This window comes from Flavobacterium daejeonense DSM 17708, assembly GCF_000425425.1.
Lineage (GTDB): Bacteria > Bacteroidota > Bacteroidia > Flavobacteriales > Flavobacteriaceae > Flavobacterium > Flavobacterium daejeonense.
Map to the genome: position 1 here is coordinate 42,573 of NZ_AUDK01000013.1, position 21,637 is coordinate 64,209.

The 21,637-nt window shown below is 35.3% G+C and carries 19 protein-coding genes; 8 read left to right on the forward strand and 11 right to left on the reverse strand.

What is annotated here, in order from left to right; all coding sequences use genetic code 11:
- Positions 1 to 190: 190 nt before the first annotated feature.
- The 7 genes from H599_RS0110250 to H599_RS0110280 form a co-directional block, all read right to left on the reverse strand.
- A complete protein-coding gene (locus H599_RS0110250; RefSeq protein ID WP_026714055.1) occupies positions 191 to 769 on the reverse strand; it encodes a non-canonical purine NTP diphosphatase in 579 nt (192 codons plus the stop codon).
- Positions 770 to 1,059: 290 nt separating this feature from the next.
- Entirely contained in the window at positions 1,060 to 2,568 is a 1,509-nt protein-coding gene (locus tag H599_RS0110255) for an FMN-binding glutamate synthase family protein (protein ID WP_026714056.1), read from the reverse strand.
- Between the two features lie 47 nt (positions 2,569 to 2,615).
- Entirely contained in the window at positions 2,616 to 3,419 is an 804-nt protein-coding gene (locus H599_RS0110260) for an NYN domain-containing protein (RefSeq protein WP_026714057.1), read from the reverse strand.
- A 107-nt stretch (positions 3,420 to 3,526) separates the two neighbouring features.
- Positions 3,527 to 3,877 carry a DUF2200 domain-containing protein gene (locus tag H599_RS0110265; protein ID WP_026714058.1) on the reverse strand — a complete coding sequence of 117 codons (351 nt, stop codon included), beginning with the start codon at positions 3,875 to 3,877 and terminating at the stop codon, positions 3,527 to 3,529.
- Positions 3,878 to 3,899: 22 nt separating this feature from the next.
- Positions 3,900 to 4,400: an OsmC family protein gene (locus tag H599_RS0110270; protein ID WP_026714059.1), complete on the reverse strand. Its 501-nt coding sequence runs from the start codon at positions 4,398 to 4,400 to the stop codon at positions 3,900 to 3,902.
- 782 nt (positions 4,401 to 5,182) lie between these two features.
- Positions 5,183 to 6,205, reverse strand: coding sequence for an energy transducer TonB (locus tag H599_RS21095; RefSeq protein ID WP_211253749.1), 1,023 nt, complete (start codon positions 6,203 to 6,205; stop codon positions 5,183 to 5,185).
- Positions 6,206 to 6,288: 83 nt separating this feature from the next.
- A complete protein-coding gene (locus H599_RS0110280; protein WP_026714060.1) occupies positions 6,289 to 6,726 on the reverse strand; it encodes a hypothetical protein in 438 nt (145 codons plus the stop codon).
- Between the two features lie 290 nt (positions 6,727 to 7,016).
- Here H599_RS0110280 and H599_RS0110285 point away from each other — a divergent pair, with 290 nt between their 5' ends.
- Positions 7,017 to 8,282 carry an aminotransferase class I/II-fold pyridoxal phosphate-dependent enzyme gene (locus H599_RS0110285; RefSeq protein ID WP_026714061.1) on the forward strand — a complete coding sequence of 422 codons (1,266 nt, stop codon included), beginning with the start codon at positions 7,017 to 7,019 and terminating at the stop codon, positions 8,280 to 8,282.
- Positions 8,283 to 8,425: 143 nt separating this feature from the next.
- Here the strand turns inward: H599_RS0110285 and H599_RS0110290 are convergent, their stop codons facing one another.
- Both H599_RS0110290 and H599_RS0110295 read right to left on the reverse strand, forming a co-directional pair.
- The gene (locus tag H599_RS0110290; RefSeq protein WP_026714062.1) at positions 8,426 to 9,544 is read right to left on the reverse strand and encodes a hypothetical protein; all 1,119 of its coding nucleotides are present in this window, start codon (positions 9,542 to 9,544) and stop codon (positions 8,426 to 8,428) included.
- Between the two features lie 20 nt (positions 9,545 to 9,564).
- The gene (locus H599_RS0110295) at positions 9,565 to 10,518 is read right to left on the reverse strand and encodes a transporter (protein ID WP_026714063.1); all 954 of its coding nucleotides are present in this window, start codon (positions 10,516 to 10,518) and stop codon (positions 9,565 to 9,567) included.
- A gap of 120 nt (positions 10,519 to 10,638) precedes the next feature.
- On the opposite strand from H599_RS0110295, the gene H599_RS0110300 reads away from it, so the two are divergent.
- From H599_RS0110300 to H599_RS0110320, 5 genes are all read left to right on the forward strand, one after another.
- Positions 10,639 to 10,920 (forward strand): DUF4834 family protein, encoded by a 282-nt coding sequence (locus tag H599_RS0110300; RefSeq protein WP_026714064.1) that lies wholly within the window; start codon positions 10,639 to 10,641, stop codon positions 10,918 to 10,920.
- 173 nt (positions 10,921 to 11,093) lie between these two features.
- Positions 11,094 to 13,520 (forward strand): YfhO family protein, encoded by a 2,427-nt coding sequence (locus tag H599_RS0110305; protein WP_026714065.1) that lies wholly within the window; start codon positions 11,094 to 11,096, stop codon positions 13,518 to 13,520.
- 95 nt (positions 13,521 to 13,615) lie between these two features.
- On the forward strand, positions 13,616 to 14,908 hold the full coding sequence (locus H599_RS0110310) for a glycosyltransferase family 4 protein (protein ID WP_026714066.1): 1,293 nt from the start codon (positions 13,616 to 13,618) through the stop codon (positions 14,906 to 14,908).
- Positions 14,909 to 16,378, forward strand: coding sequence for a lipopolysaccharide biosynthesis protein (locus H599_RS0110315; protein WP_026714067.1), 1,470 nt, complete (start codon positions 14,909 to 14,911; stop codon positions 16,376 to 16,378).
- 113 nt (positions 16,379 to 16,491) lie between these two features.
- A complete protein-coding gene (locus H599_RS0110320) occupies positions 16,492 to 16,785 on the forward strand; it encodes a hypothetical protein (RefSeq protein WP_026714068.1) in 294 nt (97 codons plus the stop codon).
- Positions 16,786 to 16,881: 96 nt separating this feature from the next.
- Here the strand turns inward: H599_RS0110320 and uvrA are convergent, their stop codons facing one another.
- Positions 16,882 to 19,689, reverse strand: a complete 2,808-nt coding sequence (gene uvrA, locus H599_RS0110325; RefSeq protein WP_026714069.1) for an excinuclease ABC subunit UvrA — start codon at positions 19,687 to 19,689, stop codon at positions 16,882 to 16,884.
- Between the two features lie 314 nt (positions 19,690 to 20,003).
- On the opposite strand from uvrA, the gene H599_RS0110335 reads away from it, so the two are divergent.
- Both H599_RS0110335 and H599_RS21010 read left to right on the forward strand, forming a co-directional pair.
- Complete coding sequence (locus H599_RS0110335) at positions 20,004 to 20,588, forward strand: RNA polymerase sigma factor (RefSeq protein ID WP_026714071.1); 585 nt, start codon at positions 20,004 to 20,006, stop codon at positions 20,586 to 20,588.
- Positions 20,589 to 20,642: 54 nt separating this feature from the next.
- Positions 20,643 to 20,786, forward strand: a complete 144-nt coding sequence (locus H599_RS21010) for a hypothetical protein (RefSeq protein ID WP_169736897.1) — start codon at positions 20,643 to 20,645, stop codon at positions 20,784 to 20,786.
- A 56-nt stretch (positions 20,787 to 20,842) separates the two neighbouring features.
- On the opposite strand, the gene H599_RS0110345 is transcribed toward H599_RS21010, so the two are convergent.
- Positions 20,843 to 21,490, reverse strand: coding sequence for an endonuclease III domain-containing protein (locus H599_RS0110345; RefSeq protein ID WP_026714072.1), 648 nt, complete (start codon positions 21,488 to 21,490; stop codon positions 20,843 to 20,845).
- Positions 21,491 to 21,637 lie beyond the last annotated feature (147 nt).

Below are 21,637 nucleotides of genomic sequence, written 5' to 3' on the forward strand. Positions count from 1 at the left end.
ATAGGGCGCAAAATTACTGCGAAAAATCGACATAAACTAATGCATTTCTAAGTTTTACTGATTTAATATCTTTTGATTATCAGAAAGTTATGTTTTTAGCCGGAAATTAGACAGGCTGTTTTTTGATTTTTGACTGTAAATAAGCCGGTTGCTTTTTGAAAAAATGAATAAAAGCTTGGATTTTAGACAGTTATTTTAATTCGTTTAAAAAAGAGATTAGTAATTGGGTTGCTTTTCCGCGATGGCTGATTTTATTTTTTGTTTCTAAAGACAACTCGGCAAAAGTTTCCTGAAAACCTTCCGGTTGAAAAATCGGATCATAACCAAAACCCTGATTTCCTGATTTTTCTGTGGTAATTTTTCCTTTGGCAATGCCGGTAAATAATTGTTGGCTTCCGTTAAGATTTAAGGCGATAACCGTTTTAAATTGTGCTGTTCTGTTATTGTTGTTGTTTAAGGCGTTCAGTACTTTATTCATATTATCTTCGGCATTTTTTTGCTCACCTGCATAGCGGGCTGAAAAAACTCCCGGCTCTCCATTCAAAGCATCAATTTCCAGTCCGGTATCGTCGGCAAAACAATTGTAGCCGTATTTTTCAGTCACATAATTTGCTTTTAGAATAGCGTTGCCTTCAATAGTATTGGCAGTTTCCGGAATTTCTTCATGACAGCCTATGGATTCCAGACTTAAAATTTCTATTGAAGCGGGAAGTAACTCCTGAATTTCTTTGATTTTATTTTTATTGTTAGAAGCGAAAACAAGTTGCATTTTTTATATGTTTTTTGATGTTTTGATGAATAAACTGATAGAGATTATTAGTGGTTTGTTTTTAATCTTAAATTATTGGTAATTAATTGTTTATGGTTTAAAAATGTTGAAATAATTTGTATTTATTCAAATTAAAATCGTAACTTTATACTGTGGTTTTGATTCATTACTTGTGTATGTTAATTTGGGTAGAAAAATGAAAACACAATCATCAGCAGCATTTAGTTAATTATAAGTTGAGAATAGTAAATCAAAACCAATACTGGAGGGCTTTAATAGCCCTCCTTTTTTTAATGCTTGGTTACATTTGTTAAGTTATTTGGGAAATATAAATCGGAAAGATGGGTAAATTCATCTCCTCGCATAAATATGGAAGCGTCTACCTCCTGATAGCTTGTTTTTCCTGCAGCGGCCAGTAATTCATTGGTGGCATGAAGCGTATTTTTGTGAAACTGATACACTCTTTCAAATTTATCGGTAACCGATAGGCCTTTAATGAGCATTTTGTCCTGAGTAGCCACACCCACCGGACAATTATTGGTATTGCAACGCAAGGCCTGAATACAACCTAATGAAAACATAAAACCGCGGGCGCTGTTGCATAAATCGGCACCCAGGGCAATTGCTTTTAAAATAGCATGACCCGAAATGATTTTTCCGCTGCAAATAATGCGTATTTTATCTCTGAGATTTAATCGAATCAGAGTTTTGTTTACAAAAATTAAAGCGGGTTCTAACGGCATTCCTACACCGTCTGAGAATTCCAAAGGAGCAGCTCCTGTTCCGCCTTCGGCACCATCGACAGTAATAAAATCAGGATAGCAATTTTGCAAAATCATTTCCTGACAAATGGCTTCAAATTCTTCGGTTTGCCCGATGCATAATTTGAATCCAATAGGTTTTCCCTGAGCCAGTTCTCTTAAATGAGCCACAAATTCGATTAAACCTTTTGGCGAATTGAAAGCCGTATGACATGGTGGCGAAAGAATCGTTGTATGCGGTTTTACACCTCTGATTCGGGCAATTTCTTCGGTGTTTTTGGCAGCCGGTAAAACGCCTCCGTGACCGGGTTTAGCACCTTGAGACAATTTGATTTCAATCATTTTTACACTTGGAAGATTGGCTTTTTCTTTGAATTTTTCGGCATCAAAATTACCTTCGTCGTTACGACAACCAAAATAACCAGTTCCAATTTGCCAAGTGATATCACCTCCTTGCAAATGGTATTTGGTCAATCCTCCTTCGCCGGTGTTGTGGTAGAAGTTTCCTTTTTGCGCCCCTTTGTTGAGCGCCATAATGGCATTTTCACTCAAAGAACCAAAACTCATGGCTGAAATATTCAATAAAGAAGCCGAATAAGGTTGTTGGCAATCGGCTCCGCCAATAGTTACACGAGGTAATTCTTCATTCACGTGAGCCGGAAAAATAGAATGTTTTAGGCCTTCGTAAGTGGAGGTGTTAATGTCTAATTGTGTTCCGAAGGGAGTGGTTCCACCCACATTTTTGGCACGTTGGTAGGCCAGTGAACGTTCGTTTCGGGAGAAAGGTTTTCCGTCGGTGGTTCTTTCGATAAAATATTGTTGGATTTCCGGAGCAATTTCTTCAAAAGCATATCGGAAATAGCCTAGAACCGGAAAATTTCTAAGGATAGCATGTTTGTGCTGGAAGCTGTTAAAAACACCGATGATTAATAAGATGAAAATAAAAATCGCAATTAACAGGCTGGTTTTGAATAAAAAATGAGCGGCAAGACTAAGAATAAATAATCCTGTTCCGATGATAAAAAATTCTTTTCTCATGATAAAAATGTTGTAAGTGTCTGTAAAAACAATTTTGTATGTTATTTTTAGCTGAAAAGCAGACGTACATAAACGTGTTTGATGCCTTTTTTGTCTGAATCTCTTTCGTCGATTTCTAAAATATCTGTTAGGGATTTCAGCATCGGGGTGAGTTTGGAAAAGCCATAATTTCGGGGGTCAAACTCGGGTTTTTTCTTGACAATTAAGTTTCCTACATCGCCCAGGAATGCCCAGCCGTCATCGTCGGCAAGATCCTCAATGGTCGATTCGATGAGTTCGATAGTAGGTTCGTCAATTTTATTTAAAGGTTTTTGAGTTGGTTTTTCAGCAGTTTTAGTTGTCGTGGTTTTTTCAACCGGTTTTTTAGAATCCATAACCGATTTAGTTGCTTTTTTCTTTTTAATAGCACCGTCTAAAACTTCGATGAAGATAAAACGATCACAGGCACTAATAAAGGGTTTTGGTGTTTTTTGTTCGCCAATTCCAATGACTTTCATGCCGGATTCGCGCAATCGGGTGGCCAGACGGGTAAAATCAGAATCGCTGGAAACAATGCAAAATCCGTCCAACTTACCGGAATATAACAAATCCATCGCATCGATAATTAGTGCCGAATCGGAAGAGTTCTTTCCGGTGGTATAGCCGTATTGTTGAATAGGAGTAATGGCGTGTTCCAATAAAACGCCTTTCCAGCCGTTGGCATTGGGTTTGGTCCAGTCGGCATAAATACGTTTGGTTGTGGGTGTACCGTATTTGGCAATTTCTTCCATCATTCCTTTGACATTGCTGTAGGGTACATTATCGGCATCTATAAGAACAGCAAGTTTGAGTTCTTTATTGTTTTGTGACATAAATATGGTGTTTGTGCCCTAAAGATAGTAATTCTTAAGCGTGAAAATGTCCTGCACTGTCTTTAAAGTTTTGTTAATACCTTTTTTTTTGCCTCCTAAAAAGGGAGTTATTTTCTTAAAATTTTTTCCATTGATTTTCCTTTCGCTAATTCGTCAATGAGTTTGTCCAGATAGCGAATTTGCTGCATGAGTTTGTCTTCGATTTCTTCCACACGGTAACCGCAAATGACTCCTGTAATTTTGGAAACATTAGGGTTGATTTGAGGTGCTTTTGCAAAGAAAGTTTCAAAATCAGTTTTGTGGTCAAGAATTTGTAGTAAATTCTGTTCGTTATATCCGGTGAGCCAAAAAATAATTTCATCTACTTCCTCTTTGCTGCGTCCTTTTTTTTCGGCTTTAGCAATATAATGCGGATAAACGGAGGCAAAAGCCATTTTGTAAACTTTGGTATTATTCATTTTTAGAATTTGATTTTAACGGCTATTGAAAAGTGGTGGCAACCGGAACGCCTTTTACGAGTGTTTGGTAAACCACACAGTATCTTTCGGCTAATTTTTGGAGTGTTTGAAGCTCTTCGGGAGTGGCATTGCTGTCAATTTTGAAGTTAAGACGGATACTTTGAAAACCGACATTTACTTCTTTGGAAACGCCCAAAGTACCACGAAAATCCAAATCGCCTTCGGCTTTGATAACGGCATCGTTGATTTCGAGACCAATTGCAGTAGTAACGGCATTTAGTGTCACGCCGGCACAGGCGACTAAGGCTTCCAGAAGCATATCGCCTGAGCAGGCCAGTGCGCCGTTTCCTCCGGTAGCGGGATGAAGTCCGGCTTCGACCAGTGCTTTTCCGGTGGCAACTTTACAGGAAATACCATCGCCAATTTTTCCCTCGGCTTTGAGGGTGATGATGGCAGTTTCGGGTTGGTTGCGGTATTTTTCTTTTAGGGGTTCCTGTATTTTTTTTAATTCTTCGGTATTCATGGGGTTGTTTTTTAGGTTCTGTTACTATCAAAAAAAAAGCCTTTTAAAAGTACAACTTTTTAAGGCTTTATATTGTTTTTAGTACCGCTTTTTGTGGCTAAGTAAATTTGACAGCTTTTTAAAAGTGCTCAAATTTTATAGTATAGCACGCAGATTTAGCCGATTTTGGCAGATTTTTGAATTTGATTATATGATATTGCTTTGTATTAGTAGTATTATATTTTATTGAATGGAGTCATTGCGAGAGACGAAGCAATCACATTGCTAAATTATTTAGCTGTACATGAGTCGCGTTGCAAACGCTTTATTTTGTTTTAATAAGTAAGTAGGTTCTCGTTACAAACGAGAATCAGATTGGGGAGGAAACTTTATTTTTATTTAAAAATCTACCACACGAAAGGATTCGTGCGGTCAATGTCTGTCTCGTCCTAAAAAAAGTTTACATATTTATACTTAATCCTAAAATAGATTTACAGCTCATTTTTAGTCCTGTTATTGGTTTACAATTTGCGATAGAAAATCGTAAGCAGTATCGAGAACTCTAGTTTAAACAAGACTTCTCGATACAATTTTAAATAATAAAGCTACCGCATTATTATTTAAAATCACTCGAAGTGACGACAAAAAGCTTAACTTAATAACATTGTTCGTGCGGTAGCGGGGGATTTTAAAATTTTCATTCTTGAAGTTGTTTGGATATCAATTTGTTTGGATGTTTGTACGAGCGTGAGTGGAAAAAAATACCACAAATTTTCACAACTTTGCGGTATTTAGATTTTAGTTTATTCAAAATTTATGGGAAGCGTATACATAACATTTACAGGTTTGCCATCTTGAGTGCCGGGTATCCAGTCAGGCATTGATTTAACCAATCTTATGGCTTCGTTATCTAAAAGGAAATGAAGGCTTTTTATTATCTTAATATCTGTTATTTTTCCTGTTTTATCGACAACAAAGCTAATATAAACTTTTCCCTTAAGATCTAATTTTTTAGCTTCTAAAGGATATTTAAATGAATTTGCAAGGTAATGGTTTAGCCTATCAGTACCTCCAGGAAATTGAGGCATATTGTCAATACAGGCATTAAAACCATTGTTAAAGGTGTAAGATTCTGTATGTTTATAAAATAAATTGGTTTCAAAGGCTTTCTTTATTTCAAAATCACATTTATACATTGATAAAACCCTGTAGACTTCTATCTGTAAGTCTTCATTATTCGTACTAAGTATTTCGATATTTTTTAGTTTACCGTCTAAGTCGATAATTGTTTTAAAAGTAAAAGTTATATCCTGATTTAAATTTTTTAATCTTGCAGCTAGATGAAAATGATTTCTTAAAAAGCAAAAAATCGATCTTCTTACTCTTTTTTCAATTTCTGCTGAAGGTTTTTTTAATTTTGTTATATCAGAACTGTATTCTGAATTTTTTTTGTAATAATCCAGAGGTTGATATGTAACTGTATCAATAACTCCATTGATATCATAATACAGCCATTTTCCCATTAATTTTCCATTAAAATAGTTGCCTGTGGAATAAATGGCTCCTGGATCATAGTAATGTTTTGCCAAACCGTGTGGGATTAAAGTTTCTAAGGATTTAAATTCGCTATAGTTTAATTCGCTGCCCTGCATATCAAAGTGAGTCATCGCATAATAATTCTTGTGGGTAATAATTTCCCGAATCATCACCGCCGAATCTTTAACGGTTATAGTAAAATCATTTTTTAAATATTGTCTTATTGTATCCTGTGAATAGCCGTTTAAAAAACAGCCTGTAAATAAAATCGAAAGTAATAATTGTCTCATATTGTTTGTGTGAGCACATCGCTCATTTCTAATTTAAGGCACGGAATGTAATTCTGCACTATCTGGTTTTTTTAATTTCAATATTAGGTTAAATACAGTTTTAGATCTATTAATAGTCCAAAACCAATGAGTGTTAAACTTGCAATAGGTCCAGACATAATACAAGCTAATGCAGTCTGTCCGTCTCCATTGCAAGCTAAATTAATGCCTATAATTAGGATTAAACCTAATGTGTTTATTAAAGTGTAAAGTATTAAATTCCAAAATCTAAAATTATATTTAATGTGTTTTTCTGATTTAAAAGAAATTTTGTCAATTTTATAGGTATAAATAGTAATTAATAAAATACTTAATAGTATTGAAGTCCAAAGAACTATTTTATAGCCTGTTTCGCAGTTATTAGTAAAACTTTGTATTCCCATAGCAGTAAGTATGCCTGGAAATAATGTGAAAATTGGAAAGATAGGAATTAATGAATAAAGTGCATTTATAAAACCAAATTCGGTAAATCTAAAATTCATAAGTTTCTATTACAGTTGTTGCTAACTTATTTATACACGAAACAAACCTTCGTAATATACACCTACAATTGGGTAGATTGACGAAAGTATTTTTCGCATTATTCTTTTTCAAATATATTTATTTTTTCTTACAAATAATACAATGTTTTTTCATTATAATTTTTCATTGGAGGGAATAAAGCCTATAAGAGAGTATAGCTCCTGAAAATAATTTGGCTTTGGAGACCTTTATAAAATATAAATAATTATTTTTGCAACCTCTTAAAATTAAAATTATTACTGGATATATTATGGTAAAAGATTTATTCGAAAGGATTCAAAGCAACAAAGGACCGTTAGGAAAATGGGCTTCACAGGCAGAAGGATATTTTGTGTTTCCAAAATTGGAAGGAGAATTAGGTCCAAGAATGAAGTTTGGCGGAAAAGATATTTTGAACTGGAGTTTGAATGATTATTTAGGTTTAGCTAATCACCCTGAGGTTCGTAAAGCAGATACAGATGCTGCAATTCAGTTTGGAGCTGCTTACCCAATGGGAGCGCGTATGATGAGTGGGCACACTACTTATCATGAGCAATTAGAAAGAGAATTGGCTGAATTTGTGATGAAAGAATCGGCTTATTTGTTGAATTTCGGTTATCAGGGAATGGTATCTATCATTGATGCTTTGGTGTCTAAGAATGATATTATTGTGTATGATGTGGATTCTCACGCCTGTATTATTGACGGTGTTCGTTTGCACATGGGTAAACGTTTTACCTACAAGCACAATGATTTAGAGAGTATGGAGAAAAACCTGCAACGTGCTACTAAAATGGCTAAAGAAACCGGAGGAGGAATTTTATTCATCACAGAAGGTGTTTTTGGAATGCGCGGGCAACAAGGGAAATTAAAAGAAATTGTAGCTATGAAAGAGAAATACAATTTCCGTCTTTTGGTTGACGATGCACATGGTTTTGGTACACTTGGAAAGACAGGTGCCGGAGCAGGTGAGGAGCAAGGTTGTCAGGACGGAATTGATGTTTATTTCTCGACTTTTGCTAAATCAATGGCTAATATTGGTGCTTTCGTAGCAGCTGATAAAGATGTGATTGATTATTTGAAATACAACTTGCGTTCGCAAATGTTTGCTAAGGCATTACCAATGATTCAAACATTAGGTTCTTTGAAACGTTTGGAATTATTGCGTCAGTCTTCTGAAATTAAAGATAAACTTTGGGAAAATGTAAATGCGTTGCAAAACGGATTGAAAGTAAAAGGTTTTGATATTGGTGATACGAATACTTGTATTACACCGGTTTACCTTAAAGGAAGTATTCCTGAAGCGATGGTAATGGTAAATGACCTGAGAGAGAATTACGGTATTTTCTTGTCAATCGTGGTTTATCCGGTAATTCCAAAAGGAATTATCTTGTTGAGAATGATTCCTACGGCTTCTCATACTTTAGCTGATATAGAGGAAACATTAACTGCTTTTGAAGCTATCCGTGAGAAATTAACTAACGGAACTTACAAAGCAATCGCTGAGAAGACCACTGTTGATATGGAAGCGCAGTAATTAGTTGTCAGTTATCGGTTGATAGTTGACAGTTGATTCTCTATAATAACAAAAAAACCATTCGCTTTGCGAATGGTTTTTTTTATGGGTAATTTCGTTTTCTGTTTTTCTGACAACTGAATACTGACCACTGATCACTTAGATTAAAGCTCTTTCTTAAAAGTTTTTCTGCGGCAATGAACTACAGGTTCAAAATGTTTCCAAATGTTGTGAATGGCGTGATTGTCTGATAATTCAGGAGTTCTAAAGCAGTATTCTACGCCTTTTTCTTTAAAAGTATCATAGTATTCGTTGAACATCACAGCGGTAACCGCTTTGTTTTGGTATTCGGGATGTATTCCAATTAAATAGAAAATCATGTCCTTGCTGTTTTTTCTGGCGTTTAGCAAATGAAAAATTCCGAAAGGGAAGAGCTTTCCTTTAGCTTTTTGCAAAGCACGGGAAAACGAAGGCATCACGATTCCAAAAGCAATGATATTTTTGTTTTTATCTTCGATAAACTTGATATATTCCGGATTGATAAAACTGATGTATTTTTTCTTGAAATACGCTTTTTGTGATTCTGAAATCGCTACAAAAGAAGAAAGTTTCGAGTAGGTTTCGTTGAATAAATCAAACATTTTATCGGCATAAGGCATGACGTCTTTGGTAGATGTGAAATTAACAGGTGTTAATTCATATCTTTTTCTCACTACTGCACTGGCTTTTTGAAAAAATTCCGGTTTTACATTCGAGAAAGGGAATTTGCTTTCGATGTATTCTTTTTCAACCACATACCCCAGTTGTTCTAAGTGTGCGGCATAATACGGATGATTGTACCAGGTTATCATGGTTCCTAGTTGATCAAAACCTTCAGTAAGTACACCTACTTTGTCCAGATTTGAAAAACCCATTGGACCTTCCATGTATTCCAAATTATTTTTTTTACCTAATTCTTCTACTTTTTCAAGCAAAGCTTTAGTGACTTCGATATCATTAATGACATCAAACCAACCGAATCGTACTTTTCTTTTTTGTTGGTCGTTTACTTCTGCCCAATTGATTATGGCTGTAATTCTTCCTGCAATTTTTCCGTCTTTGTAAGCGATGTAGAAATAAGCTTCCGCATTTTCGAAAGCGGGATTTTTAGTTTTATCAAAAGATTCCAGTTCGTCAGCAATGATGGGTGGTACCCAAAATTCATTGTCTTTGTAGAGTGAAAAAGGAAATTTGATGTATTCGGTGAGTTCTTTTTTGGTTTTGGCTTCTTTAATTGTTATCATCTTTTCGTTTTATCTTTTCTTTATTCAAATGCGTCTTTTCGTTTTTGGTCTCTTTTGGCTGCTTTTCTAACAGAGCGGGGTTGCGATGGAGCGTCGTCCAGATTAATTCGGACTTCTTTGTAGCCGGCATCGTAACGCCAGGAGAATCCAACTCCGCCATAGAAAACGCTGGGTGTGTCTTTAATATTATGACTGATGGAAGCATCCACCTGCATGTTTTTGCCAATCAGGAAAGCAGCTCCGCCACGCAAAATGGAATCGCTGTAAAAATCGCTTTTGAATCCCTGGTTTTCAATAAATCCCGACCATTTTCGACCAAAACCTTTGGTTAAGGTTAAAATGTAGCCATAACTGGGATAATCGCTCATGATGTAATCGGCAATAATATTGGTTACAAAAACCCAGGAACCGTCACCTAAATGGTTTTGGGTAATCAACATGGCTTTTGGTGAAATCATTGCATCGGGCGAAAAAGCATAAGGATTGTTTTTCATTGTAAAATTAGCCCCTGCATAAACCGATACGGCAGGAATTAACTGGTGCCAGTTAAAGGAATGATTGGCTTTCCAGCTGTAAATGTTTATTTTCTTTTCGTAATTTTTATAGGGATCATAAATCAGATATTTGGCACCTAAAACGGTTTGTTTTAAATCGGATTTACTGTATTGGTTGTAAGCGTACACAAAATCTTCTTTTTGGTATTGAATATTAGCCATTACTTCCAGTCGTTCCATTAGAAAACCATAACGCAAATCAAGGTCAAAACCGTAACCGTTAGCATCATACCCTAAGAGACTGTGGTTTTCATTGATGGCATAAACTCCGGCCTCAGCCTGAATAACTGATTTTCCCACGGCATAAGCCGACATACTTTTTCCGGGTCTGTTAGAATTAATTTCGTCAGTATGTTGTCCGTAGTTGTGATTGGTCAAAAGACAAATAGCTAAGACTATTAAAATTTTAAATTGCGACATGATGTTTATGATTTTAAAAGTAATAAGCTTTCCAAAAGTACTATATTTTATTATTTATTTAAGAATGATATTCTAATTTAGAACCTAGTATTTGTTAATTTTGCTAAAAAATAGTTGATTATGCAAGAAGCTTCGTTTTCAGGATTTATCAGAACCTTATTTTATATCATCACTTTCTATTATATTTTTAGATTTTTGGCAAAATTGTTTTTGCCTGTTGTAGTTAAAAAAGTAGTGGAAAAGGCGAGTGAGAATATGCAGCAACAGCAGCAACGTCAGTATCAGGATTCCTGGCAGAGAACTGCTGAAGGCGAGACGGTTATTTATAATACCGACAATGTGAAGAAATCCCGCGAAACCAAAAAAGTGGGCGATTATGTGGATTACGAAGAAATAGACTAATTATTTCATTTTTTTGATTAAGAATTTCTGATTTTAAATATCTTTGATTTTTTTTAAGAGGGAAATTCAACTTTTTTTCTAAAAAAATAATCATGATTTTCGGCGTTAGAATCGGAAATCATCAAGCTTTAATTCTCTCCCGAAACTTCGGGATTAAAATCTAAATTTATATAATGAAGCAACTTCAAAAGTTCTATCCGCATGCTTTAGCCGTTCTTGGTTTTGTTTTAGTTTCACTCTTTTATTTTTATCCTGTACTTCAGGGGAAACAAATTTTTCAATCGGATATTGCCCAATATACCGGTATGGCTAAGGAACAAAATGATTTCCGTGCCACCGAACATATCGAACCTTATTGGACTAATTCGGCTTTTGGAGGTATGCCTACGTATCAGTTAGGAGCCAAATATCCCTATGATTTTATTGGTGCTGTAGATGACTTTTTACGTTTCTTACCGCGTCCTGCCGATTATTTATTTCTTTATTTCTTAGGTTTTTACGGTTTGCTTTTGGTTTTAAAAACGGATCCTTTAAAAGCATTCTTTGGAGCCATAGCCTTTGGTTTTTCTACTTATCTGATAATTATTCTGGGCGTTGGTCATAATGCCAAGGCGCATGCTATAGCTTATATGCCTTTGGTAATTGCCGGATTTTTATTGGTTTACCAAAAAAAGTATGTACTGGGAGGCTTGCTCACCATGATAGCAACTGCCTTGGAAATTAATGCGAATCACTTTCAAATGACGTATTATTTGCTGATTTTCTTATTGATTTTATCCGTTTATTATGCGTTTCATTTTATAAAAAACAAGGAATACAAATCCTTTTTAACGGCTATGGGAGTTTTGGTGGTGGCCGGTATTTTTGCCATTGGTGCCAATGCGACAAACTTATTAGCTACAGCAGAATATGCTGATTTTAGTACCCGTGGAAAAAGCGAACTAACCGTTAATCCGGATGGAACCCGAAGCCCTGATACCAGTGCGATGACACGCGATTATATTACCGAATACAGCTATGGAATTGCCGAAAGTTTCAATTTGATTGCCCCAAGACTTTTTGGAGGTTCTAATCATGAAACTTTAGGAAAGGACAGCAGCATGTATGATTTTATGATTGGGCAGGGAGTGCCGGAATCTCAGGCGGCTGATATTATTACAGCTATGCCAACTTATTGGGGTGATCAGCCTATTGTGGCTGCTCCGGCTTACATTGGGGTTGTGGTTTTCTTTTTGGGAATTTTGGCTTTAATAATCGATGAAAGAAAAATAAAATATGTGTTCCTTTCGGGAGCAGTTGTCGCTTTGTTACTTTCCTGGGGGAAAAATTTACCCGCATTAACCGATTTTTTTATCGATCATGTACCGATGTACAATAAGTTTAGAGCGGTTTCTTCGATTCAGGTGGTTTTAGAATTGTGCTTTCCGGTGTTAGCCATTATGGGATTACAATCTTTTTTCAAAGTCGATAAAACCGAACAATGGAGAGGCTTGTGGCAGTCGACAGCTATTGGTTTAGGAACGATAATTATTTTGTTTCTGAGCAAAAGTATGTTTAGTTTCACCAGTGCTAACGATGATTATTTTATTCAAAGTTACGGACCGGGTTTTGTGGATGCACTTAAAAATGACCGAAAAACCTTGTACAGTGCCGATTTATTACGTTCCGGTTTCTTCATTCTTTTAACAGCGGGGATGTTATGGATGGTAATTAAAAATCGTCTGGCTCAAAACACAGCCATTATTTTGATTGGTTTGTTTATGATTTCCGATTTGTTTTTTGTGGATAAAAAGTACGTTTCGGCTAAGGATTTTGTGAGCGGAAGAGAAGTTGAAGTTCCGTTTCAGGAAACGCCTTCGGATGCCCAGATTTTAAGAGATACCACGCATTATCGTGTGTTTGAAGTGAGTGGGAATTTCTCCAGTGCCCGAACTTCTTATTTTCATAAATCAATTGGTGGTTACCATGCGGCAAAACCACGCAGGATGCAGCAATTGTTTGATTATCAGATTGCCAAAAATAATTTGGAAATACTGAATATGCTAAATGTAAAATATGTGATTCAAACGGATAAAGACGGAAAAGAATTTCCAACTATTAATCCGGATGCTAACGGAAATGCCTGGTTTGTTCACAACATAAAATTTGTAAATAAAGCCAATGATGAAATGAAAGCATTGGATCATATCAATACCAAAAAAGTAGCGGTATTTAATATGCAGTTGTACCGAAATAAATTTAAAAACGCACGTTTGAAACGCAACTTAGATACCACAGGAACAATACAATTGCGTGTGTATCAACCCAATTACATCAAATATCTTTCAGATAGTAAAAAAGAAGGTTTAGCGGTTTTTTCTGAAATTTATTATCCAAATGGCTGGAATGCTTATGTGGACGGTGTGAAAACCGACCATTTTCCGGTGGATTATGTTTTAAGAGCGATGATGATTCCGGCAGGAGTTCATACCATTGAATTTAAGTTTGAGCCGGAAGTTATTCAAACCGGAAGCACTATAACATTAATCAGCGGTGTGGGAATGCTCTTGTTGTTTATTGGCGGCATTTATTACGAACGAAAAAAAGGATTAAAGATTTAAGAATAACGATTACTGATCTAAAAATCTGCAATCAAAAAATGTTAATCTTAATTCAACAATCATTTGCTTCATTATTATAAAAAGTAAAAGGGAAATTGGAACCAAAAAAAATCCTTATCATCACTTATTATTGGCCACCAGCCGGAGGACCGGGCGTACAACGCTGGCTGAAATTTGTAAAATATTTGCCTGATTTTGGAATTCAGCCTGTTGTTTATATTCCTGAAAATCCAACGTATCCTATTGTTGATGAAAATTTAGGAAGTGAAGTTTCGGATAAGGCGATTATTTTGAAGCAAAAAATCTTTGAGCCGTACCAATTAGCTTCTTTTTTATCGAAAAATAAAACGAAGAAAATGAATTCGGGGATTATTCCCAATCAAAAAAAACAATCTTTTTTAGACAAAGTTTTTCTTTGGATTCGTGGTAATTTGTTTATTCCTGATGCCCGTTTTTTTTGGGTAAAACCATCTGTGGCTTATTTGGAAAAATATATTTTGGAAAATAACATTGATACCATCGTTACTTCGGGGCCTCCGCACAGTTTGCATTTGATTGGTTTGGATTTAAAAAAGAAACTAAATCTGAAATGGTTTGCCGATTTTAGAGATCCGTGGACAACGATAGGTTATCATAAATCTTTGCGATTGTCTGGTTTTGCGGCTAAAAAACACAAACAATTGGAGTTGGAAGTATTGAATACAGCCGATACGATTATTGTAACTAGCAAGACCACTAAAAAAGAGTTTGAAGTCCTAACCACTAAACCAATTGAGGTAATTACCAATGGATATGATGTAGAAAAAGTGGAGAAACAACCATTGGATTCTAAATTTTCTCTGGCTCATATCGGTTCGTTTCTTTCGGCCAGAAATCCTAAATTATTATGGGAAACTTTGGTGGAATTGCTTAATGAGATCCCGGAGTTTAAAAAACATTTAGAGCTGAAATTAATTGGCGCGGTAAGTCAGGAAGTTTTAGATACAATTGCGGCTTTTGGACTGAATGATTATGTGAACAATTTAGGTTATGTTTCGCACGAAGAAGCCATAGCACACCAACGAAAATCTCAGGTTTTATTACTTATCGAAATTGATTCGGAAGAAACGAAGAGTATTATTCCGGGAAAACTGTTCGAATATATGGTTTCTAATCGCCCGATTATTGCTATTGGCCCAAAAGATTCTGATTTTGCCGAAATCATTACCAGTACAAATACCGGAGTGTTTTTTGAATATATTGAAAAAGAGAGGTTGAAAAGCACAATTGTAGTGTACTATCACCAGTTTCTTGAAGGAAAATTACAATCTCATGGTGTTGGTTTGCAAAAGTATTCGAGGAAAAATTTGACTGAGCAATTGGAACAACTTTTAACTTCATACTTATAAATGGGACTTGTTTTAAATCAGTCGTTAAAGAATACGATATTAACCTATATTGGTTTTGGAATTGGTGCTGTTAATACCATTTATTTGTATCCTTTCTTTTTAGGAGCAACTTATTATGCGTTGAATAATTACATTCTGTCGGCAGCGGCTATTATCATGCCTTTGCTGGCTTTTGGAATGCAAAATACACTGGTAAAATTCTTTTCTCAGTGTAAAAATGATGCCGAAGAAAATCAGTTTTTGTCCTTTGCGGTTTGGTTTCCCTTAGTTTTGTCAGTTCCGTTATTGTTAATTTGTTTGGTTTTTTACGGAGATATTACGACTTATTTGTCCAAAGTAAATCCGATAGTCAAGGACTTTTTATGGCTGATTCCGTTTATTGGCTTGTGTATGGCTTATTTTGAAATTTTTTATGCCTGGGCCAGAGTGCAAATGCATTCGGTTTTTGGAAATTTTATTAAAGAAGTAGGTTTACGCTTGTTTTCATTAATTGCTTTGATTGGCGTTTATTATAAATGGATTACACCTATTCAGTTTATTTATGTTACTGCGGTTATTTATTTTATAGCATTTCTGGTGACGATGTTTTATGCATTTTATTTAAAAAAACCGCATTTTCAGCTGACGGTTCCACACAATGTAAAGGATATTAGCGTTTATACTTTTTTTATCATTTTGTCTGGCGGTGTAGCTTCTTTGTTGTTGGATATTGACAAGTTAATGCTGAATCAGTATATCAAAATTGAAAATATTGCCTATTATTCGGTGGCAACTTATATTGCTTTAGTCATTTCGGTGCCAAGCCGTGCCATGCATCAAATTGTGTATCCAATTACTGCCAAATTAATGCACGAAGAAAAACATGACGAACTGAATGATTTGTACAAGAAGACTTCTATTAATTTGCAAATCGTAGGCGGTTATGTGATGTTGTGTATTTTTGTCAATATCGGTCAGCTGTACGAAATGATTCCGGAGGAATACAAAGGCGGAATTTCGGTGGTGTTTATGATTGGGCTTTCCAAATATTTTGATTTGATTTTAGGGAATAACAATGCGATTATTTTTAATACAAAATATTATCGGGCGGTGTTGTTTTTGGGAGTGATATTGGTTTTTCTTACTGTTGGACTAAATATGATTTTTATTCCGTTGTACGGAATTATCGGTTCGGCTTTTGCGACATTGTTGTCGATTACTTTGTATAGTCTGGCCAAATTAATGTTTGTTGTAAAACGATTGCATTTGTATCCTTTTACAAATCAAACTTTGTATTCTATGGGACTTACATTTGTATTGTTTTTAGCTTTTTATTTTTGGGAATTTCCTTTAAATCCTATTATTGCCATTGGAATAAAATCGGTTTTGGTGACGATTGCTTATGTGTATTTGAATTATAAGTTTGTTATTTCCTCTCAAATTAACGAGGTGATTGACGGATTAATCCAAAAGTATCTTAAAAAAGTTTAGTTTTTAAGTGTTAATCACCAAAAGTGGGTATTGTACATCATAATTTGTGGTATTAATTTTGTGGTAAATAAAGTCTTTTTAGTGAAGTACTAATTTCTAAAATTCCTCAAATCATGAAAAATACAATGGTCATGGCAGTCGAAAATGTAGCGTTAACTGAAGTTGTAGCTCAAAAAATAAGAAAAGGATTTGTTGTTGAAGAGGTTAATAATAAATTGCCTTTTGCGGTTTTGTCTAAGAAACCGGAGAAAGTAAATCATCAGCTTAATTTTTGGATTTCCTGTGCTACTTTTGGATTGTGGTCTATTCCCTGGATTTATAAATCGTATAAAGCTAAAAAAGAAAAGAAAATTATTGTTGCTATTGATGAAGACGGAAAGTTGTTTGAAGAAGAATGTTACAATTAGATTTTTTCTCTAATAGTTTTTGAATTAGTACTTGGTTTGTTTGTACCACAAATTCGCAGCTTAGAACATTAATCTGTGAATTTGTGGTTCTTTTTTTTACAGCTTTTCTTTAAGGTATTTAGCCGTTATTGATTTTTTACTTTTAACAATTTCTTCCGGAGTGCCTTCGGCTAATAATTGTCCGCCGTTTTCACCACCTTCAGGACCTAAATCGATAATCCAGTCGGCACATTTAATCAGGTCGAGATTGTGTTCGATAACCAATAACGAATGTCCTTTTTCTATCAAAGCATCAAAAGAGGCTAATAGTTTTTTAATATCGTGAAAATGCAAACCGGTTGTTGGTTCGTCAAAAACAAATAAAGCTTTTTCTTTGGCGGCGCCTTTTACCAGAAAAGAAGCCAGTTTAATGCGTTGCGCTTCCCCGCCTGAAAGCGTAGATGACGATTGTCCTAACTGCACATAACCTAAACCTACATCCTGTAAAGGTTTTAGTTTTTGCGTGATTTTGGTTTGTTTATTGGTTTCAAAAAAATCAACGGCATCATCAATAGTCATCGTCAGGATATCGTTGATGTTTTTGCCCTCAAAAGCTACTTCTAAGATTTCTTTCTTGAATCGTTTACCGTTGCAGGTTTCGCAAGGCAATTGCACATCGGCCATAAAGACCATTTCTACATTGATGGTTCCTTCTCCACTACAAGTTTCACAACGACCTCCGTCAACGTTGAAAGAAAAATGTTTGGGTTGATAACCTCTGAGTTTAGAGAGTTTTTCTTTTGCAAATAAATCTCGGATGTCGTCGTAAGCTTTAATGTATGTCACCGGATTAGAACGCGAACTTCTCCCAATGGGGTTTTGATCCACATATTCGATGTGCTTGATATGAGAAAATGAACCTGTGATTTCGGTAAATTGTCCTGCTTTGTCACCTGTATAATCTAATTTTTTTTGCATCGCCGGAAACAGGATTTTTTTGACTAAGGTACTTTTTCCGCTTCCCGAAACACCCGTGATGACCGTAAGTACATCCAGCGGGAATTTGACATCAATATTTTGCAGGTTGTTTTCCCTCGCACCTTTAATTTCTACAAAATTTTTAAAAGCACGACGTTTTTTAGGAACGGTAATTTCTAAATTTCCGTTTAGATATTTAGCCGTTAAAGAACTGGAGTTTAGAATTTCGTCAAAATTCCCCTGAGCGACCAGTTTTCCTCCAAAACTTCCGGCTTCGGGACCAATGTCGATAATCATATCGGCGGCTTTCATAATGTCTTCATCATGCTCCACCACAATTACGGTATTGCCTAAATCTCGTAGGGATAACAATACTTTTATCAGTCGTTCGCTGTCTTTTGGGTGCAAACCAATACTCGGTTCGTCTAAAATATACATGGAACCAACTAAGCTGCTTCCCAGAGAAGTTGCTAAATTAATTCGCTGTGATTCTCCTCCGGAAAGTGTGGCGGAATTTCGATTCAGCGTTAAATAATCCAAGCCTACTTCGCTCAGAAAGGATAAACGATTGTTGATTTCAACCAATAATCTTTTAGCAATTTGGCTTTCGTATGAATTTAACTCTAAGTTTTTGAAAAAATCTACCAAATGTCTGATTGGTAAATCTACTAAATCCGAAACTGTTTTTTCATTGATTTTGATATAAGAAGCTTCCGGACGCAGGCGTTTGCCTTTACAAGTCTGACATTTTGTTTTACCGCGATAACGGGAAAGCATCACACGATTTTGAATTTTATAATTTTTATCTTCCAATTCCTGAAAAAAGTCATTCAATCCCTGGAAATAAGAGTTTCCGGTCCAGATTAATTCTTTTTGTGCTTCGGTTAACTGGAAGTAAGGTTTGTGAATTGGAAAGTCAAATTTATAAGCCGAATTGACCAATTGGTCGCGGTACCAACTCATGCTTTCCCCACGCCAGGGGAAAATAGCATTTTCGTAAATAGACAAACTGGTATTTGGAATAACCAGTTCGGCATCAATGCCAATGATGTTTCCGTAGCCTTCACAACTAGGGCAGGCACCATAAGGATTGTTGAAACTGAATAAATGTACGTTTGGTTCTAAAAAACTAATACCGTCCAGTTCGAAATTATTGGAGTAATCCAAACGTTTTTCTGAATTGTGTTCCTGCAGATAACAGATTCCTTTTCCTTCGTAAAAAGCCGTTTGAACAGCATCGGCCAGACGATTGAAAAATTCTTCATCGTCTTTTACTACAATTCGATCTACAATTAAAAGAATGTCTTTGTGATCATAATTGTGTTTTTCGGTTACTTCCAACGAAGTCGAAAATTCGTCTAAGCGAACGGTTTCGTTATTGACTAATATTCTGGAAAATCCTTGTTGAAGCAGCGCTTTTAATTTATTTTCTAACTGACGCCCTTCTTCCAGATGAATAGGAGCAAGGAGCAACCATCGGCTGTTAAGTTCCAGATTTTTTACATCGTTGATAACATCAGTAACCGTATTTTTTTTGACTTCACGACCGGAAATTGGCGAAAAAGTTCGGCCAATTCGGGCATACAACAATTTCATGTAGTCGTAAATTTCAGTCGAAGTTCCCACGGTAGAACGCGCATTGGTGGTGTTTACTTTTTGCTCAATGGCAATTGCCGGAGCAATTCCTTTGATGTATTCTACTTTTGGTTTGTCTAAACGGCCTAAGAATTGTCGGGCATAGGAAGACAAGCTTTCCACATAACGGCGTTGTCCTTCGGCATACAAAGTGTCGAATGCTAAACTGGATTTTCCGGAACCCGAAAGTCCTGTAATTACAACTAATTTGTTGCGGGGAATAACAACGTCAAGGTTTTTTAAATTGTGAACCTGAGCTCCTTTGATTATTATGTTTTTCTTAGGATCTATTTTAGAAAAGTCAACTTTCATAGAAAAAATAAAATTTGTACAAAAGTAAACATTTTATAACTGAGAATTGAATAGAATGCAATCCTATAACTAAAAGTGGTAAGGCTTTGGTTTTTAAAAAATTAAGTTGAAATGTTGTAAAAGAATAATAATATTTTATAAAATATTTTAAAACTTTATTTTTGGTTTGATTTTTGTCAAATTTATTTACCAAGCAAGACAATTATTTGTTAAATTTGGAAAACTATTCATAAAAAAATAAAAGCGCCTATAGTAAAAAACTACTTTTTAGAAAAATAATACCCTATTAACTCTTACTAAAAAGTATTACTATGATAGCTAATATTCAAATTCCGGACGCCTTGTTGGTACAGGATTATGTGGCAGGTAACGAAGACGCCTTAGCTACCTTAATCAAACGACACGAATCCAAAATTTACGGTTTTATATATTCGAAAGTATCCGACAGGGATGTTTCTAATGATATTTTTCAGGACACCTTTATAAAAGTAATCAATACCTTAAAATCTAATTCGTATAACGAAGAAGGAAAATTTCTTCCCTGGGTAATGCGCATTGCACATAATCTGGTGATTGATTATTTTAGAAAAAACAAGAAAATGCCTTTGTATCGGGAAACAGAAGAATTTTCGGTTTTTTCGATTATAACAGATGATTCTTTAACTATTGAAAATAAACTGATTGCCGATCAGGTAGAATTGGATATCCGAAAACTCATTGAAGAACTTCCCGAAGACCAGAAAGAAGTGCTGATCATGCGGATGTATAAAGACATGAGTTTTAAAGAAATTTCAGAAATTACAGGTGTAAGTATCAATACTTCTTTAGGAAGAATGCGTTATGCTTTGATGAATTTGAGAAAAGTAATTGATAAGCATCAAATTATTTTGACAAATTAAGCAATATTCTAATAATTGTCACGTTGTATTCTAACAGTATATTAAAAGAATAACATGGCAAAACTCTACTCTAAAAAAAATCTAGTTCCTACACAGATGAAACCTAAAAAAGAAGTGATTTCTTTTCTGTTAAATTATTCCAAAGCACTTTATATCATTAAGGTAGCGGATAATAGTTTTGAAATTATTACAAACTAGTTAAGCCAATTTGGCTGTTTGGTAAATCTCACTGCTTGTTAAAAAATCAGTGAGATTTACTTTTTATAGCCGTCTAAATTCGTTTTTCTTCCAATAGTTTTGGTGATGATGTCTTTCTCTAAATCTAATCCACGAGCAGGCGAGTATTCTCTGCCGTACCAAATAATCTGCAAATGTAAATCGTTCCACAGTTCTTCCGGAAATAAACGTTTAGCATCTTTTTCAGTCTGAACCACACTTTTTCCATTGGATAAATTCCAGCGGTACATCAGGCGATGAATATGTGTGTCCACCGGAAAAGCAGGAACGCCAAAAGCCTGCGACATCACCACACTGGCGGTTTTGTGTCCCACAGCAGGCAAAGCTTCTAAATCTTCAAAATTTTGCGGAACTTCTCCGTTATGTTTTTCGATTAATATTTGTGACAAACCATAAATTCCTTTCGATTTCATAGGTGATAAACCACAGGGACGAATGATTTCCTTGATTTCCTCCACCGACATTTTAACCATGTCATACGGATTATCGGCTTTCGCAAAAAGCAAAGGGGTTATTTGATTGACACGTACATCGGTACATTGTGCTGAAAGCAAAACCGCAATCAGTAAAGTATAAGGATCTTTATGGTCTAAAGGAATTGGAATGCTGGGATAAAGCTCTTTTAACGTATTTATAACAAATGTTACCCGTTCTTGTTTGGTCATTATAGTTTAAATTTGAATGGTAAAGTAAAGCAATTTCAATGGCAATGGCAAAAAATCAATTGTAATAGCAATGTCAATAACAATTTCAAAATCAATAGTAATTAAAAAATAAAACTTTGTGAACTTAGCGGGAGCTTTGTGAACTTA